Below are 17152 nucleotides of genomic sequence, written 5' to 3' on the forward strand. Positions count from 1 at the left end.
AGAATTAGAATATATTAATTTAAGCTATATTTAAGAACCATGGCACATTTTGTACCTTTATGTAAATATAGCCTAAAATAAACTATTTTAAATATTAAGAAAGATTAGATTTTGCTATCTTTTCTTAATATAAAAAGTATAATTTTTCGCAAAATGAAAAGAATTTTATACAAGATTTTTGAAAAAATATTGTCATATCTAAAAACAAAATGTAGTTTTCCTAAAATTGAATCTTTATCAACAGCAGTATTTAAAAACTGTAAAGCCTTTGCACCTTGAAAACAGTTGTTTTCATATACAACTATAAAACCATCATTTATGTTTAGGTTTGGACAAATAAGAGATATTTCAGATAGGTTTTCTCTTGCATCTTTTAGAGTGATTTCAAAGTTCTTTTTGAGTTTTAAAAAGTTTGCATATTTTGAGCAAAATGGACATTGTTTGTCGTAGTAGAGGGTTAGTTTTTGTTTCAAGTTTTAGATTTCTCGATATTTTCAAGGGCTTCTAATATTTCATCTTTATCGCCATCATTTAATACTTGGGCTAAATATTCATCTCTTATTTCTTTGTTATTTAAGTATTCAGAAATATCAAAATTTTTTAACTCATTTATTTTGAATTCTTCATAACCTTTGTCAAAATTTTCTGCAAAGTCTTTATCTTGTAATTTTCTTTTTTCTATGTATTTTTCTACATCATCCATTTTCTTATTCCTAACTTTTATATGATAAAAGTATTTTAAACCATTTTCCCGATGATTTATTTTTTATAAAACTAATTAATATTATATTTTCTTTCTCTTTTTTTAAATGCTTCAATCCCACCTTCAAGTTTTAATAAACTATCTCTATGTTCTAAATCTTCAATACTAAATAAAGTACATACTGTTTTACCATCAACATTATCAAGTTTAATTATTAATTCAGAATCTGCATTTAAAACAAAATTAGCATTATGAGTTGCAAATATAATTTGTCTTTGTTTTTTCTTTTCTTTAATTAATTCAACAAGATAATTTGCAATCAAAGAACTATCTAAATGAGCTTCAGGCTCATCTATTATAATTGGATTATTTCCTAATGAAATTAGAATTACAATTGCAGAAGTACATCTTTGACCAAAAGACGCTTTATCCAAAGTTTTATTATCATATAAAACTTCTAAAATTTTATTTTTCGCAAAATCTTGTTTAGTTTGTTGAATTATAAATTTATAAATTTTAAAAGACATTTCATTAAACATTATTTCATCTAAAAGAGCAAAAGTTTTTGTATTTGTTTGTTTAATTTCTGAACTAAGTTTTTCTTTTAATTCTTCATGAGTTTGAAACTCTAATACTTGTTCTACGGATACTTTAAATAAATACTCAAAAAAATTACTTCTTATTGAACTGATTTTAGTATTAATTTCTAATTCATTCACTAATTTATTGAAAACTTGTTCATTTATATTATTGTTAAATTTATAATTAATTTGAATTAATTTTACATCATTAGGATTTTTTTCTTGAATTTCTTCGAATATTGTGTTAATTTCTAATAATTGATCATCAACTAAATTCTTATACTCTATATTTTTATCTTCAAATGAAAAAATATTAATTTGATTTTCTAAAATAGATATTTTATTTGTAAAATTATCAATTCTATTTTCAATAGAAATGATATTTTCAGATGCAATAGATAAATCCTTAATATTTTCATTATTGAAACCTTTTTCTAGAAGAAATAATTCTATATTTTGATTATACTTGTTCTTGTCATCATCTAAATTCTTTAATTTCAACTTTATTTCATCATAATTTTTATTTTTAAATTTATTATATGTATTATCTAAATCTGTTTTTAATTCATTAAAATATTTATCATATTCATTTTTTTCTTCAATCAACAAAAAATCTTCACTTAACTTTTTAAGATTTTCATATAAAATTCTATAAGATTCTCTTGAATTTGTTATTTCATTTATTTCTTTTACACATTTATCTAATTCTTTTTTATTATCTAAATAAGCTTTATCTTGAAAAGTTGAAATAATATTTTTATTAATAATTAGTTTTTTATTCTCAGATTCTTGTTCTTGTTTTATGTTTTCAAGTTCTTTAATTTTATAAATCTGATCATTAAATTTATTTAGATTCTCAATATTATCATTTTCAAATTTACTTAATATATTATTCGATAATTTATCTATTCTATTAAAAATCGCCAATGTAAATGCATGAGAATCTTTTGCAAATTTATCAATTTCATTTTGTGGTAAGAATTCTATATTATTAATAGCTATTGGATTAATTATTAAATTTTCATCATTTATAATAAATTTATCAAAAAATTCTGACTTAAAACCTAGTTTCTTTCCAATCAAATTTAATAATGTACTTTTACCAGTACCTCTACCACCAATAATTGAGGTTAAATAAGGATTAAAAGTAATATTATTTTTACCTGAAAAACAAAATTTTTCATTGTCCCACTCACAATCTTCGGGAAAATTTAAACTTATATTTTCTATTTTATGAATAGGTTCAATTGGCTTATCAGCTCCAATATAAACTCTAAATTTAGGCTCAAATATTACTTGTTTCAGTCCTTCAAAAGTAGGTTTAGCTTTTATCCAAGTAAAACATTTATAATTTTCAAAAGAAAGTTGTCCATTGTTAAATGAATGTAAATCAGAACAATGTAGAATTATTTTATTTTCTGTCAATTCCTCATGTACTTTATCTTTCTTTTTCAAAACATTTTCAACTGTTTCAGAAGCACTAAACATTAAATCTGTTTTGTTAAATAAATCTTCTTTATATACTTTTAATTTTTCATAATCTAATGCATACCATTCACTGTAGCCTAGAAATGTTATTAGATTATTATCTTTTTTCCATGATTCAATTTTTTCAAAAACCTGAGATGTAGAAGGAATTAAAGTATCAAATCCACTAGATAAGCATTTCCCATCACTTAAATTAATAAAGTTTTCTAAAGTTAAAGATTTGTCTTTACATTTGTTAACTGAAGAAATATCTAGCTTTATATTGAATTTTTCTTTTATTTCATTTATTTTAGAATCAAATTCATCCTTATTAGTTTCATCAATATCAAACAATAAATGTAAATTTATTTTATTAAAAGCTCTTCCTGTTGGAACAAATGTATCAATTCTAAATTCTAACAATAAAAATATCTTCTCTATATTTGTTAATCTTCCATTCCATTTATATTCTTTAATTAATTTTTCATATCCATCTAAAAAATAATAATCATTAATACCTATAACCTTTACATCATTTGGCAATTTTTCTAATTCATCAACATATTTATCCCACACATTTTTATCATCAGTTCTTTGATTATTTTCAGAATATTGGTTTATAATTGATAATGGAGTATGAACATGTAAATCCCATTTTCTCCACTCTGAACCTTTTGAAAAATCACTCATAACTACTACTCCTTTTATATTTGTTTACTTTTAATTTTTCCATTCCCTATAACTCCACAACCCGCTCAAACATCTCTTTAATCTCCATTTCATGGCTTATCAGAAATATCTGTCTATACTGTTCTTTAATAGTATGAAAGGCTTCTAGGATTTCCATTCTTCTACTTTCATCTTGGCTTCCAAATACTTCGTCAAAGGCTAGGAACTCTATGCTACTTGCGCCACTTAGTTCGCTTAGTGTTTTTGATATGGCGATTCTTAAAACCAAGTTTGCTAGGTCGATTTCACCACCACTAAATCTTTCGATTGGGTATCTTTTACCTTCATCGTAGATGAAAAAGTCGAAGTCGTTTGATACTTCTATGTGTTGATATTTGCCTTTTGTGATTTGGGCGTACATACTTGATGCTATGTCTGAAATTCGGGGAGCTACTTTTGAGTTTAGTTTTGTTTTAAACTCAGCTAGATTTATTTTGATTTTTTCATAGTCCATCAAATCATCTTTTTTTGTTTGTACTTTTGATAGTTGGATTTCATTGTTTTTTAGGGATTCTTCTATGGTTTTGATTTGCCCTGTGATTGTGGCTATTTTTACTTTTAACTCATTTATAACAGTTATTAAACTATCTTTTTCTTTTTGTACCTCATCAAATTGTTTTATTTTTTCTTGATGTTTTACCTCATCGTAGTTTATGGCTTTGTATTCTAGGTCTTTTTGTAGAAGTTCTAGGTTGTATTTGTCTTGGTTTGCAATTGAAGTTTGTAGTTCTTCTTTTATACTATCAACTCTTTTTAACATAGTTTCAAGGCTTAGTATATATTCATATTTTGTTTTTAGCTCTTTTTGTTTTGAAAGTAAACTTTCATGTAGGTTATAGTCATAAGTGTAGATTTCTAGTTTTGCTAGTTCAACTTTGTTTTTCACTCCCTTTTGTGTTACTTTTTCAAAATGCTCTGTTAGGGCTTCTAAGTCTCTTTTTTTGTTTTCTATTAGGTTTATAGTTTTTGAGATTTCAAAATGCTCTTTTACCTGAGTTTTTTGAATATTCTCTAAGTTCTCTTTTTCTTCTTTTATAATCAGTAACTTTTCGTTTGCAGTGTCTATTTTTGTATTTTGAGTTTTTGTTACTATTTGCTCTAAAGAGAATATAACACTATCATACTCATCAAGAAGTGGTCTTGTACAAGTTGGGCAGTTTGATTCCTTTCCTAGTGTTGTGATATTTTCTATTTTCTTTTTTATATCAGCTATTAGTTTCTCTTCCCCTGCTATTTCTTGTATTACTCTTTTTTCTTCTAGCTCTTTTTGTAATAGTAGTTGTTTGTAGCTCTCTATGTTTTTATCTAACTCTTTTTCTTTTTGTATTAACTCATTATGCTCTTTTGTTTCAAACTCTAGAACTTTTATACTATCTTTTGCTTTTGTGTATTGTTCTCTTAGCTCTTTTTGTTCAAGAAGTAAGCCATCTTTTTTTAAACTGTACTCTTTTAGCTTCTCTTGCTCTTTTAGTTTATCATGTAGGCTTATATACTCTTGTTTGATACTTTGTAAACCTTTTAACTCTTCTTGTCTTGTATTCAAAGTATCAAGCTCTTTTATTAACTTATCTTGATTTGTTTGGTGAGAGAGTATTGTGTTTTGTAGAAGTTCACATCTAGCTTTTAGATTTTGTTTTTGCTCTTTTGTTTTTGTGTATATCTCTAAATCTTGTTTTATAGCTAACTCTTGAAGTTTTAACTCTTCTAAAACTAATGTTCTTTTTTCTATATCTTTTTGTATTAGCTCTTTTTGAGTTGATTGTTCTTTTATATTCTCTTTTTTAATACTTACATCTTCATTACTTAATAACACTTCTTTAAAAGCATCTATTTCTCTTTTTAGTTCCCTACTCTTTTCTATTAACTCTTTTTCTACAAAATCAATCTTTTCAAGTCCTAGAAGTTTTCTAATCATCTTTTTTCTATCTTCTGGTTTACTATTACTTAAACTTGTAAGTTCCTTTTGACTAGCAAATAGAGTATGCATGAAAGCATCTTTACTCATCTTGGTAAGATTTACTATACTTGTAGTTACTTCTTTTGCACCTGAGGTTATTAGTTCTGTGTTTTTATATAGTTTTGCATTAGCACTTAGAGTTTTACCTCTAAACTCTCTTATTATTTTATATTCACTATTATCTAATTCAAAATCAAGTTCTACACTAACAACATCTTTTTCACTAGCGTTTGCATTTCTTACTACTTCTTTATCACCTTTGTTTTTTAACTCTCCATATAAAGCAAATAAAATAGCTTCAAAAATAGTTGATTTTCCACTTCCATTTTTTCCTATGATTCCAATGAGTCCCAAATCAAAAGAGATTTCTAAAGAACTGTATTTTTTGAAGTTTTCTAGTTTTAGTTTAGTTAGTATCATAACTCACCTCTTCATACTTAGAAAATAGTTCTTGTGTTTTTTGTTTTAGTCTTTCATATTCCTTTTCATCACTATGTTGTTTTATATGCTCTAAAAAATACTCTTCAAGGGAAATAGCTTCTAAATTATCAATATTTGATGAACTTTCATTTTTTATAAACTCTCTTTTTATACTTACGCTCATAGCATTTGGGAATAAATCTTTTATTTGTTTGTTTTGTATATCTATAGAAGTAAGTGGTGTTAGATTTTTTAGTTTTACTTCCACTATTGCATTTTGGCAATCACTTGTATCCAAAAGTTCTATTGAGCTTTCAAGATTTTTGCAATCTATCTCTTTTTGTCTTATGGCTCTTATACTTATCTCTTTATATTCAATAGTTAGTTTATCTTCAAGAGTTGCAACTATAAAACCTTTTGAGTTTCGTTTATCGTTTAAACTGGTTCGCTCAAGACTTCCACTGTAATAAACATTTTCATATTTACCAACATTTCCAAATCCATGCCAATGTCCAAGTGCTACATAATCCATCTTTTCAAAGATATACTCTTTATTAGAGGGATATACCCATTCACCAAATTCACTCATTAAATACCAAGCACCAACACTACAATGCATCATCATAATATTTTTTTTAGATTCATTTATATTTGCTTCACAAGAGTTTATTTGTTCTATTGCCGTTGTTTCATCATTCATATGCGGAAGAGTATGAAATATCACATCTTCAAACTCTATTTTTTTATATTCTTGAGAATATGAAACATAAATATTTTTAAAATTCTCAAAGATACGCAAGATTGGTGAGCTGAGGTTTGTTCGTGGAGTTGAGTGATTTCCAGCTATTAAAATAAATGGAATATTTAAAGAATCTATTTGCAAAAATTGCTCAAGTGCAAAGGTAATAGCCCTATTACTAGGGCTTGAACGGTGGAACAAATCTCCTGTGTGTATTATGAAATCTGGTTTGATTGTTTTTATTTGTTCAACAACTTGGGAAAAAGCATCATAAAAATCCGCTTCTCTTTGGTTTATATTTTCTTTGTTTATTATATCAAGGTCATTAAAACCTAAATGCGTATCGCTAAAATGTAGTATTTTCAAAATTTACTCTTTGTTTTTTAAATTAGTTTATACTCAATTGGTATTTGAATTTCTATACTTTTATTTGTTTTAGGAAAGCTTTTAGATGCTTCTTCAATAGCTTCTATTGTAGCACTTTGTAAAAATTTATGACCATCTATGATTGTAATATTTTCTATTGTTCCATTTTCATTGATTTTAAATCTTACTGTTACAATTCCCTCAATAGATAATTTTTTTGCTTTTAAAGGATATTTTACATTTTGATTTATTAGATTTCTGATTTGTACTAAATGTTTATCTAAATAATCTTTTTTTTCATCAACAATAGGTTTTACTGTCTCAATTGATGTTTCAATCGTTTTATTTGGAAGATTTTCTTCTATTTTTTTAGTAGTTTGTGACTCTATATTTTCAACTGTTTTTTTTTCTATAACTTTCTCTTGAACTTTTTTTACAGTTTTCTTTTCAGGCTCTTTTTTTTCAATTCTTTTTGTAGCGACAGGAACAATTGTTTCCTTAATTTGCTCTTTGATTTCTTCTTGTACTTCTTCAACAATCTCTTTTGTTTCTGCTTTAATTTCTTGAATTAATTCTATATGATTTAAAGATATTGTTTTATTTTCTTCTATTTTTTCTATCAAAATAGTTTCATTTGCAATTAGATAAAAAATACCAACAGCAAAAAAAGCATAAAAAGAAAAAGCTATAAAAAAAGAACTAAAATATCTTTTCATTTTTTAGTCACAATTGAGATATTTGAGTATTCGTATTGTTTTAACATATCTAAAACCAATACAAAAGTCTCAAATTTTGCATTTTTATCACTATTTATATGAATCGCTGTATCTTTTGGGAATTGTAAAATATGTTCTTTGATATTGTCTAAACCCTCTATATCATTATTACAATAAAAAGTTCCATCATCTTTTATTACTATGATAATCTCTTTATTCACTTTTAAATTATCTGCATTTGTTGCTTTTGGAAGTGATATAGGAATTATCCCTTTTGTTATAAAAGTTGATGTCATTAAAACAATAGTTAATAACACAAGTAATACATCAATAAAAGGTATTACATTTATTGAATCATACTTCTTTAGCTTCATATTTACTCTCTAAAACTTCTGCATATCTGCCTAAAATATTATAAAAAACTTGAGAAGCAATTGCAACTACAAGCCCAACAGCAGTTGCTTTTAGTGCAAGTGCTAATGAACTCATAATTTTTGCAGCATCAATGTCTCCATTTCCCATAGTCATAAATGTAAGCATAATGGCTAAAACTGTTCCTAAAAGTCCAATATATGGAGAATTTGAAGCAATAGTTCCAATAATAGTAAGATGTTTTGTCAAAGCAATATCAAGTGTTTTTTTATTTCTAAAACTTGAAACATCTAAATTTTTATAGAAGATTATTCTTTCTATAAAAAACCAAAAAGAGATAAAACTCATAAAAAGTAAAAGCGCAATTACTCCATAATCTATAAGATTCTTAAGAAATTCTATATTCATTTATTTTCCATTGTTGTTTGATGATTTTTATGATTATATCCTATATTTGCTCCGTAAGTTTTAAATACATAAGCTGTATAAAAATTTAATCCCATATAAAAAATTATAAGTGCTGAAGCAAAGGGGAAAGCTAATAATTTCAAATATCTTTTACTATTTATTAGTTTAAATCTAAAAATCATTAAAACAAATGCCCAAATATATCCAATATGCGTAAAAATCTTAAAAATATGCACCCATTCATCTTTTCTACTTGCAAGTGGTTTCATAGTTTCAAATCCTAAATAAAATGCTTGATTAAATCCATTTACAATATTTGAAGCATAAGAATAAAAGAAAAATTCCCCAAGATGAGATAATCCACCAATAATAAAAAGTGGAGCAAATGCATAGCCTAAAGTATAAAATGTCGTTTCAAAACTAACTTTTAATATTTTTGAAGCTATGAACATGCCACCAACACTTAATATTATTGAAATAATAACAGCATATAAAAAAGCAAAAGAACCAACAGCATCAATTGAGCCAAAATTTATAAATGATTCAAAATATCTTGCAGTTTTTGTCCAAGGGAACTCTTCGACGATTGCACTTCGTCCTAAAGAGTGATGAAATCCCATAGTAATGCTAATAGATGCTGTTATAAAAATCAAAGCCCAAATCTCAGCTTTGTTTATTTTGAACTTATTAAATAGTGTATTTGATGGTTTTTTAAATTTAAAAGCTACACTTTCACAAGCACTACTGCAATCCATACACAAAGTACAATCTTCCATAGAATTCTTCTTCTCAAAAGTAAAAGGTTTTAAATTATAAGAACAGGCACTTGCACATTCAAAAGTTCTACAATCTTGACAATGTTCTTTATATGTTTCAAGTTTTGTAAAACTTACTTTTGAAAAAACTTTTGTCATAGTTCCAATAGGACAAATGTATTTACAATAAGCCATTTCATCATAAATATAATAAAAAACTACAGCTATTATTGTCATAACAAAAAATAACAAAGCTGTAAAATATGGAGTTTTAAAAAGCTCAGGATAAATGTAATATGTAGCCCACCAACCAAAAAACAGTAAAAATACTCCAATAAAAGGATTTGCTAAATTTTTTGGTACTTTTCTTTTTAGCCCTATTTTCGTTATGTATTTTCCAATAAATCCATGTGGACAGATTCCACAGAAAATTCTTCCAAAAGTAGCAAGTGTAGTAACCATAAAAAATGGCCAAAACAATCCCCAAAAAAGACCTGTTGTAAATAAGTTTTCTTCTTTTGTTGGGTTTATAAATCCAAAATAAATTGCATATACAAACAAAAAAAGAACTATTATTTGAATAATTCTTTGAAAAACTCTATTTTTAAATATGATATTTAGAAGTGGTATTGAGAAAATATCATTTTTATCTCTTTTTACAAAATTAACCATTATTTCTCCTAAAATTTATATGTATATGTAAGCATTGTACTTCTTGGACTTGCTGCTTTATATGTTTCATTACCTGAGGTATCTTTTGAAGCTTCCATGGCATAATATTTATCAAATAGATTATTTATATTTAATTGAATATTATGATTTTGTCTTTCATATCCAATCATAAAATCTGTTATTAAATCATAACCTTCATATTTTTGAGTATTTGCATTATCCATAAAATAACTTCCATAAGTTCTTGCAGTTACTCTTGTTTTAAAGCCATTTGCTAAATTATAAGCAGCAAAAATTGAGTATTGATTTTCAGGAATAAAAGGTAAATAATTTCCATCTCTTGAAACTAAAGTAGTTGTTCCACCATTTCTTACAGATTCGTTGAAAGTATCAAATTTAAATTTACTATAAGTATATGCACCACCAATTTTAATATTATTAGTTAAGTCATAACTTGTGTTAAATTCTAAACCTTGTTTATTTGTTTCTCCAGCATTAGCATAAACAGCATTACTACCGATTTGTTGAGTTTGAATAATCTCATCTTTTACTACATTTTCAAAAATAGCTAAATCTGTATCACTTTTTTCAGTTCTTGTTTTTAATCCAACTTCATAGTTAATACTTTCAGTCTTGTTTAAATCACTATTTGTTTCCAATTCACTTGTAGTTGGTGCTTGATTTGCACCTGCAATTGAGGCATAAATATTTGTAGTATCAGTTAAAGCATAAGTAGTTCCAAGTTTTGCAGATAAAAGGGTAAATGAATTGTCTAATGAATAAACACCTTTACCAGTTCCATATTTTCCTGTACTATAATTATAGGCTCTTAATTCATTTCCATTTATATCAAAATTTAATTTATCAATTCTTGTACTTGCATCAAATCCCCATTTGTCAGTTAGGTTAAAACTCTCTTTCATATAAGAACCATAAAGAAAAGTTGAGCTATCTTCTGTTGAAGCTAAAGCACCTTTTTCATTTGAAAGTGTTTTAAGGATTCTTCCTGTACCATTTTTTTGAACATCTTTATATTCATATTTTTTAGAATCATCTGATTTATCTAGTTTTAGAGTAACACCTGCAACTAAATTTGCATCTTTTGAAAATAATTTATGTGCGTAATCAAACTCTAAATCTGTTCCAAAAATATTATTATCACTCGAATCATTTATCATTCCTGTTACAGGATGATAATGTTCCCAATGTGTAAAATAAACTCTTGGTTTATAAGTTACATTTCCAGCTTCTTTATTATATTTCGAATTAAATGATGCTATTTTTGAATTTCTTGCACTATTTTGCCATGCATTTGAAGTATTATGTTGTTCAGCACTTTTTTTAAACTCTTCAAGCTCAGCTTTTGTCATGGAAGCTGGTAAATTTAAATTTGATTCTGTGTAAGACACTTCATTTTCTATTGTAGAATCATCTTTAAAAATATGCCCATATTTTAAACTTGCTTGTGTAGTATCAAACTCATTATTATCTCGCCATGAGTTATCTATTTCTCTTTTACTAAATGTAAATGAAGCAAAATCATTATCAGAAATTTTACCTCGTAATTTTGTATTTAGATTTTTTTGTCCATCATTACCAATTCCAACTTTAATACTATTTTTATCCTCTTTAAAAACTGATTTTGTGATTAATTGAATAACTCCACCAGTTGAATTAACTGCATTAATTGAACCTGGTCCTTTTTGAACTTCAATACTCGAAACATCTTGCATATCAATAAAATCAAATCTTGTAAATGAATCAGGATCCGTCATTGGAACTCCATCTTTCATTATCATAATTTCTCGAACACCATAAGATGCTTTTAAACCAGCACCTCTTATAACTAATTTGGGACTAGGAGAGTTTGTTGAAGATGCAGCAATTACACCTGGAACATTTTGAATAGCATCTTGAATATTTAAAATATTTTTATCTTCAATTGTTTTTTCATCAATAACAGCGATACTTTCACTTATCTCTTTAGTTGGTGTTGCAATTTTTGTAGCAGTTACAGACATTTTGTCTAAATTAATAACATCATTTGCTAGTAAGTTTGCATTTAACGCAATTAATGCAAATATTGAGTATCTTAATTTCATTTCATTCCTTAAAATAAATTTATGGAATGATAGAGTGAGTCTGTTAATTATCTATTAATTAATTATTACTGATAGTTTTATTTAGTTTTAAAATATTCTTTTGCTCTTTATTATTAAGAAAAGTCCATGCGATTATTCTTGTTATTTTTTGTCCACAAGACATATTTATTGTTTTTATATCAACCGCTTTTATATCTTCTAAAGCTTTATAAATAAAGGGTAAATTCTCTTTTTTTGAAACTAATGTTGTAAACCATAAAGAATTATTTTTAAACTCAAAACTCTCTTTTATAATATTTTTTATAAAAGTTAATTCTCCACCTTTACACCAAAGTTCATTATTTTTGCCACCAAAATTTAGAGAGGTTTTTGTAGTTTTTTGTTTTGTAAGGTTTTGAACTTTTCTTTTATTCCCATCCATTGCATCTTTTAAAGATTTGTGAAAAGGTGGATTACAAAGTGTAAAATGATAAAAATCATCTTTTTCGATGATTCCTTTAAAAATATTTTCTGGATTCTTTTGTAGCTTACACTCAATTTTTTCTTTTAATATTTCATTTGAATTTACGATATTTTCAACAGATTGTATAGATTCTATTTCAATATCACTTCCTAAAAAATCCCAATCATAAATCCTTGAGCCAATAATTGCATAAATACCATTTGCTCCAATTCCAATATCTAAACCTTTTATAGCTTTTCCTTTTGGAATAACTCCACCATTACAACTTGCTAGTAAATCAGCAATATGATGAATATAATCAGCTCGTCCAGGAATTGGTGGGCATAAATATCCATTTGGAATATCCCAATTTAAAACACCGTAAAAATGAGCTAATAAAGTTTTATTTAGACAAATAACGGCTTGTGGATTTGCAAAATCTATTGATAAATCACCATATTTATTTGGTTTTACAAACTCTTCTAATTGGGAGTTTGTTTTTATAAGTGCTGTAAAATCATATCTATTATTATGAAGATTTCTTGAATGTAGTGTTTTTGACATTTTTTTTCTTTTTATAAATTTGTAAAGGTAAGTAAAGCTTTTGCGATAATTCTTGTTTCATTTCTTTTATAAATTAAGTGAGAAAAATCTGGATTTATAGAAATGAAATACTCCATTTCATCTATTATTTTTGCTTTTTTAATCCACATTCTATCATCTTTATAAACTAAAAATATAGCTTCATTTTCAAACTCTTTTTGAGATAAATCAGCCACAACTAAAGCTTTATGCCTAATCAGTGGTTGCATTGATTTTCCATCAACTTGTGTAACAAAAAGTGAAGTTAGGTTATATGGAGTTTGTAATAACTCTTTTGAAAACTCTAACTCTTTTTTTTGAATTTTTCCACCTATTTCTTGATGATATTCTAATTTTATTGTATTCATTTGATTATATTTTTTAGATTTAAATTAAATCTATTTCCTTTTTCTAAAGTATCAATATTTATAGCAATTTTGTTTTTATCACAAAACTCTTTTACTAAAGCTAAACCTAAACCAAAACCATCTTTTGAAGAATCTTCTTGAAAATATTTATCAAAAACAATAAAAAGATTTTTTGTATCTATTTGTTCACCAGTATTAAAAATAGATAAAATTGGGCTTTGATAGCTTATTTCTACTATTGGATTATCTTTTATATTATATTTTATAGCATTTGAAATCAGATTATCCATTGTTTTTTCAAAGCCATTTATATCAGATAAAATAAGAATATTAGGAATTTTTACTACTATTTTTGTATCTTTTTTTATATCATCGAATTTATCACAAGATTTGAAAATTATTTCATCTAAATAAAACTCTTGTTTATCAATTTTATCTATCTCTTTTTTAATGTTATATTCCATATTTTCATATAGTTTTAGAAGATTATTACTAGCTTGAGCAATTCTATCTAGTCGTTTTATACTTTTTTCATCAGTTATTGTTTTTTGTAAAAGTTGAGTATTCATCTTAATAGTTGAAACAGGAATATTTAACTCATGAATAGTCTCTTTTAAACTTTGTTCTAATTTTTCATCACTTTTAAACAAAGGTTTTAAAACAGACATTGAAAAACTTAAAAAAATTCCTAAACCAACAAGTACCAAAGGCATAATAATATATATAAAATTTTCCTGATTTAATCCAAACAAAGAGATAAAAAAGTAATTCAAATAAAGAATAATTATCAAAGAAAAAGTAAAAATTATTGAAATTGAGATTAAAAAATCTCTTTTTTTAGAATTCAATTTTATAACCTACTCCTTTGATATTTAAAATTGTATCTTTATCAAATATTTTTTTTATTTGGTTAATATAAACTCTTATTGAACCCTCACTATACTCTTGATTAGTTGACCAAAGTTTTCCTATAATCATCTCTTTAGTAACTATTTCACCTCTATTTTCAACAAAAAGTTCCATAAGTTCTAAAACTTTTATAGGAAGATTTAAATCAATATTATTTTCATAAATTCTTTTATTTAGAGGATTATAAGTAAGTGTATTTGAAAGTTTTATAATATCAAATTGTTTTTTATTTCTTTTAAGAAGTGCTTTTATTCGCAAAAGCAATTCATCCAAATCAGCTGGTTTTTTCAAATAATCATCACAACCATTTAAAAAAGCTGTTTGTAAAGTATCTTTATCTTTGTATGAAGTTAGAAAAATAGATGGAGTATCATCTCCTGAAGTTCTTAATTGTTCTAGAAGTTCTAAGCCATTTATCTTAGGCACATTTATATCAAAAATATATAAATCATAGTTCTTTTTATAATTTAATTCCAAACACTCTTCACCATCAAAGGCAATATCAACTTCAAAACCCTCATCACTTAAAAAATCTTCAAGAGTTGAAGCAAAAAGTTCATCATCTTCTAAAACTAAAATTTTGTACAAATCTTTTCCTTCTATAACTAGTACATTGATTATATTTGTTTTTTGTTAAATAATTGATAATTCCAGATATTTCCAGTGTAATTAATATTAATTTGATACAATTAAAAAATAAAATAATTTTTAGGATGGTTAATGGCGAAAAATCTGCTCTTGTTCTTTGCATTTTTAATACTTGCATATATTGTAATTTCTTTTGAAAACTTTACAGTAATTTTAAGTGGAATTGCAATCTTTTTAATCGGTATGTTTTTTATGCAAGATGGTTTCAAACTACTATCTGGCGGTGTTTTGGAAAAGTTACTTCAAAAATTTACAAGTAATACTTTTTATGCAATTTTAACAGGATTTTTTTCAACGGCACTTGTTCAAAGTTCATCAATCATCTCTTTGGTTGTTATCTCTTTTTTATCAGTTGAATTATTAACTTTAGTTCAAGGTATTGGAATAATTTTTGGATCAAACCTTGGAAGTACAACAACAGCGTGGATTGTTTCAAGTTTAGGAGTTGATGTAAAAATCTCTATTTATGCAATGCCAATGATTTTATTTGGTGTGATTCTTAGATTTTCAAAAAATAATACTTACAAAGGAATTGGGAATGTTCTTTTAGGATTAGGTTTTATTTTTCTTGGTATTTCTTATATGAAAGATGGTTTTGATACTTTAAAAGACTCTTTAGATTTAGCATCATATTCAATGGAAGGTCCTTTAGGAATTATGATTTATATTCTAATTGGAGCGATTGCTACGGTAATTATTCAATCAAGTGCTGCAACATTAGCTATAATAATTACAGCTTTAAGCGCTGGAAGTATTATTTATATAAATGCAATAGCTTTAGTAATTGGTGCAAATGTTGGAACAACATTCACAGCAATTCTTGCTTCATTAGCTTCAAATGAAAATGGAAAAAGAGTAGCTTTTGCACACTTTACTTTCAACATTATCACAGCAACAATAATAACTTCTTTGATTTATCAATTTCAAGATTTAGTTGATTATTTAGCTCCATATTTAGGAATAAGTGAACATAACTATACTATGAAACTTTCTTTATTTCATACAATATTTAGTTTAGTAGGAATCATTCTTCTTTCACCTTTTATACATCAAATTGAAAAATTATCAAAAATATTAATCAAGAAAAAAGTATCAGCTTTATCAAAACCAAAATATCTTATGGATTCAAATTTAGCTCTTCCTGATGCTGCAATTGCATCTATTCGAAAGGAAACTATTAGTCTTTATGAAAGCTGTCAAAAAGCAATGCTTCATGCTTTAAATCTTCATACAAGTAATCTAAAAACTAAAGAAGATTTAAAACTACAAATCTCTAAAGAAGTTTCAAAAATAGATACAAATATTGATGAAATTTATCATTCAAATCTAAAAATAATTTATAGTGAAATCATAAAATACGCTTCATTCGCCCAAGAAAATATGACAAGTACTCAACAACAAGAAGTAGCTGACATAAAAAAAAGTGCAAAACTTATTGTTGAAGTATTAAAAGATACAAGAGATATTCAAAAAAATGTTAATTTTTATCTAAAAAGTAAAAATGATTATATAAAACAAGAGTATAATTTATTAAGAGAAGAATTAGCTACTATTTTAATAGATATAAATTTACTCGATAGTAGTGAAACACAGTTGGAAAAACTAACTCAATTGGAAGTTATAAAATCGACTCTTATGGCAAATGATTTATCAAACACAGGGAAAATTGATGCTTTGATTAGAGAAGATAAAATCAAAGCTACGATGGCAACTTCACTAATAAATGACAGTGCTACTGTTTATTCTATTCAAAAAAAGTTAGTTGAAACAGCCAGTATGTTATTCTTAAATAACAATCTACTAAAAGAAATAGGAGATACACAAAAATGAATCTAGATAAAATTATTTCAAAAATTAAAAAATATATAAAAAAAGAGAGTTTAAACGAAGATAAACAGGAAAAAGTAAAAGAGATAATTGAAAAATTATCTCTAAAAAAAGTAAAACTAAGAAAAGAGTTAAAAGAAGCAACAAGAGAATCTGAAAAAGAAAAGATTCAAAAAGAAATCGATGCTGTTGTTAAACTTATTGAAAAAAGTAATACTCTTATTTGAGAATGTAAGGGAGTGTAAAAATATCAAGAAAAGCTGGAGACTGTAAAATAAACTGTGTAAACCCACCAGTTACCCTTTAATTACTTAGTATATTTTGACACAATTTCACTGAAAAATATACTAAGTTGAGGGTAAATTTCAAACCAATTTCTAACACTAGAC

General features: G+C 25.8%; 16 protein-coding genes. 2 read left to right on the forward strand and 14 right to left on the reverse strand.

What is annotated here, in order from left to right; all coding sequences use genetic code 11:
* Positions 1-104: 104 nt before the first annotated feature.
* From B0174_RS07930 to B0174_RS07995, 14 genes are all read right to left on the reverse strand, one after another.
* Positions 105-473, reverse strand: coding sequence for a hypothetical protein (locus B0174_RS07930; RefSeq protein WP_108559432.1), 369 nt, complete (start codon positions 471-473; stop codon positions 105-107).
* A complete protein-coding gene (locus tag B0174_RS12310; protein WP_205663511.1) occupies positions 470-703 on the reverse strand; it encodes a helix-turn-helix domain-containing transcriptional regulator in 234 nt (77 codons plus the stop codon). The genes B0174_RS07930 and B0174_RS12310 overlap by 4 nt, the downstream gene beginning before the upstream one ends.
* Positions 704-774: 71 nt before the next feature.
* On the reverse strand, positions 775-3441 hold the full coding sequence (locus B0174_RS07940; protein ID WP_108559434.1) for a TrlF family AAA-like ATPase: 2667 nt from the start codon (positions 3439-3441) through the stop codon (positions 775-777).
* A gap of 46 nt (positions 3442-3487) precedes the next feature.
* Entirely contained in the window at positions 3488-5857 is a 2370-nt protein-coding gene (locus B0174_RS07945) for an AAA family ATPase (protein WP_108559436.1), read from the reverse strand.
* Positions 5844-6962 (reverse strand): metallophosphoesterase family protein, encoded by a 1119-nt coding sequence (locus B0174_RS07950; RefSeq protein ID WP_108559439.1) that lies wholly within the window; start codon positions 6960-6962, stop codon positions 5844-5846. Before B0174_RS07950 ends, B0174_RS07945 begins: the two co-directional genes overlap by 14 nt.
* A gap of 17 nt (positions 6963-6979) precedes the next feature.
* Positions 6980-7678, reverse strand: coding sequence for an energy transducer TonB (locus B0174_RS07955; RefSeq protein ID WP_108559442.1), 699 nt, complete (start codon positions 7676-7678; stop codon positions 6980-6982).
* Positions 7675-8052, reverse strand: coding sequence for a TonB system transport protein ExbD (exbD, locus tag B0174_RS07960; RefSeq protein ID WP_108559445.1), 378 nt, complete (start codon positions 8050-8052; stop codon positions 7675-7677). Before exbD ends, B0174_RS07955 begins: the two co-directional genes overlap by 4 nt.
* The gene (gene exbB, locus B0174_RS07965) at positions 8033-8458 is read right to left on the reverse strand and encodes a TonB-system energizer ExbB (protein WP_108559447.1); all 426 of its coding nucleotides are present in this window, start codon (positions 8456-8458) and stop codon (positions 8033-8035) included. The genes exbD and exbB overlap by 20 nt, the downstream gene beginning before the upstream one ends.
* The gene (locus tag B0174_RS07970; RefSeq protein WP_108559450.1) at positions 8455-9885 is read right to left on the reverse strand and encodes a 4Fe-4S binding protein; all 1431 of its coding nucleotides are present in this window, start codon (positions 9883-9885) and stop codon (positions 8455-8457) included. Before B0174_RS07970 ends, exbB begins: the two co-directional genes overlap by 4 nt.
* Positions 9886-9893: 8 nt before the next feature.
* Positions 9894-11987 (reverse strand): TonB-dependent receptor, encoded by a 2094-nt coding sequence (locus B0174_RS07975; RefSeq protein ID WP_108559453.1) that lies wholly within the window; start codon positions 11985-11987, stop codon positions 9894-9896.
* Positions 11988-12045: 58 nt separating this feature from the next.
* Entirely contained in the window at positions 12046-12993 is a 948-nt protein-coding gene (gene rlmF / locus B0174_RS07980) for a 23S rRNA (adenine(1618)-N(6))-methyltransferase RlmF (RefSeq protein WP_108559456.1), read from the reverse strand.
* Between the two features lie 11 nt (positions 12994-13004).
* On the reverse strand, positions 13005-13379 hold the full coding sequence (locus tag B0174_RS07985) for a S24 family peptidase (RefSeq protein ID WP_108559458.1): 375 nt from the start codon (positions 13377-13379) through the stop codon (positions 13005-13007).
* On the reverse strand, positions 13376-14227 hold the full coding sequence (locus B0174_RS07990; RefSeq protein ID WP_108559460.1) for a sensor histidine kinase: 852 nt from the start codon (positions 14225-14227) through the stop codon (positions 13376-13378). The genes B0174_RS07985 and B0174_RS07990 overlap by 4 nt, the downstream gene beginning before the upstream one ends.
* Entirely contained in the window at positions 14217-14876 is a 660-nt protein-coding gene (locus B0174_RS07995; RefSeq protein ID WP_108559462.1) for a response regulator transcription factor, read from the reverse strand. The genes B0174_RS07990 and B0174_RS07995 overlap by 11 nt, the downstream gene beginning before the upstream one ends.
* Before the next feature lie 132 nt (positions 14877-15008).
* On the opposite strand from B0174_RS07995, the gene B0174_RS08000 reads away from it, so the two are divergent.
* Entirely contained in the window at positions 15009-16766 is a 1758-nt protein-coding gene (locus B0174_RS08000; RefSeq protein ID WP_108559464.1) for a Na/Pi cotransporter family protein, read from the forward strand.
* Entirely contained in the window at positions 16763-16990 is a 228-nt protein-coding gene (locus B0174_RS08005) for a hypothetical protein (protein ID WP_108559466.1), read from the forward strand. The genes B0174_RS08000 and B0174_RS08005 overlap by 4 nt, the downstream gene beginning before the upstream one ends.
* The last annotated feature ends 162 nt before the right edge of the window (positions 16991-17152 follow it).

This window comes from Arcobacter caeni (genome assembly GCF_003063245.1).
In the GTDB taxonomy this organism is placed as follows: Bacteria; Campylobacterota; Campylobacteria; order Campylobacterales; family Arcobacteraceae; genus Aliarcobacter; species Aliarcobacter caeni.

Excerpts from the sequence above, each read along its gene's own strand:
- B0174_RS12310 (WP_205663511.1), bottom strand. The coding sequence starts at position 703 with ATGGATGATGTAGAAAAATACATAGAAAAAAGAAAATTACAAGATAAA.
- B0174_RS07940 (WP_108559434.1), bottom strand. The coding sequence starts at position 3,441 with ATGAGTGATTTTTCAAAAGGTTCAGAGTGGAGAAAATGGGATTTACAT.
- B0174_RS07945 (WP_108559436.1), bottom strand. The coding sequence starts at position 5,857 with ATGATACTAACTAAACTAAAACTAGAAAACTTCAAAAAATACAGTTCT.
- B0174_RS07955 (WP_108559442.1), bottom strand. The coding sequence starts at position 7,678 with ATGAAAAGATATTTTAGTTCTTTTTTTATAGCTTTTTCTTTTTATGCT.
- exbD (WP_108559445.1), bottom strand. The coding sequence starts at position 8,052 with ATGAAGCTAAAGAAGTATGATTCAATAAATGTAATACCTTTTATTGAT.
- exbB (WP_108559447.1), bottom strand. The coding sequence starts at position 8,458 with ATGAATATAGAATTTCTTAAGAATCTTATAGATTATGGAGTAATTGCG.
- B0174_RS07970 (WP_108559450.1), bottom strand. The coding sequence starts at position 9,885 with ATGGTTAATTTTGTAAAAAGAGATAAAAATGATATTTTCTCAATACCA.
- B0174_RS07975 (WP_108559453.1), bottom strand. The coding sequence starts at position 11,987 with ATGAAATTAAGATACTCAATATTTGCATTAATTGCGTTAAATGCAAAC.
- rlmF (WP_108559456.1), bottom strand. The coding sequence starts at position 12,993 with ATGTCAAAAACACTACATTCAAGAAATCTTCATAATAATAGATATGAT.
- B0174_RS07985 (WP_108559458.1), bottom strand. The coding sequence starts at position 13,379 with ATGAATACAATAAAATTAGAATATCATCAAGAAATAGGTGGAAAAATT.
- B0174_RS08000 (WP_108559464.1), top strand. The coding sequence starts at position 15,009 with ATGGCGAAAAATCTGCTCTTGTTCTTTGCATTTTTAATACTTGCATAT.
- B0174_RS08005 (WP_108559466.1), top strand. The coding sequence starts at position 16,763 with ATGAATCTAGATAAAATTATTTCAAAAATTAAAAAATATATAAAAAAA.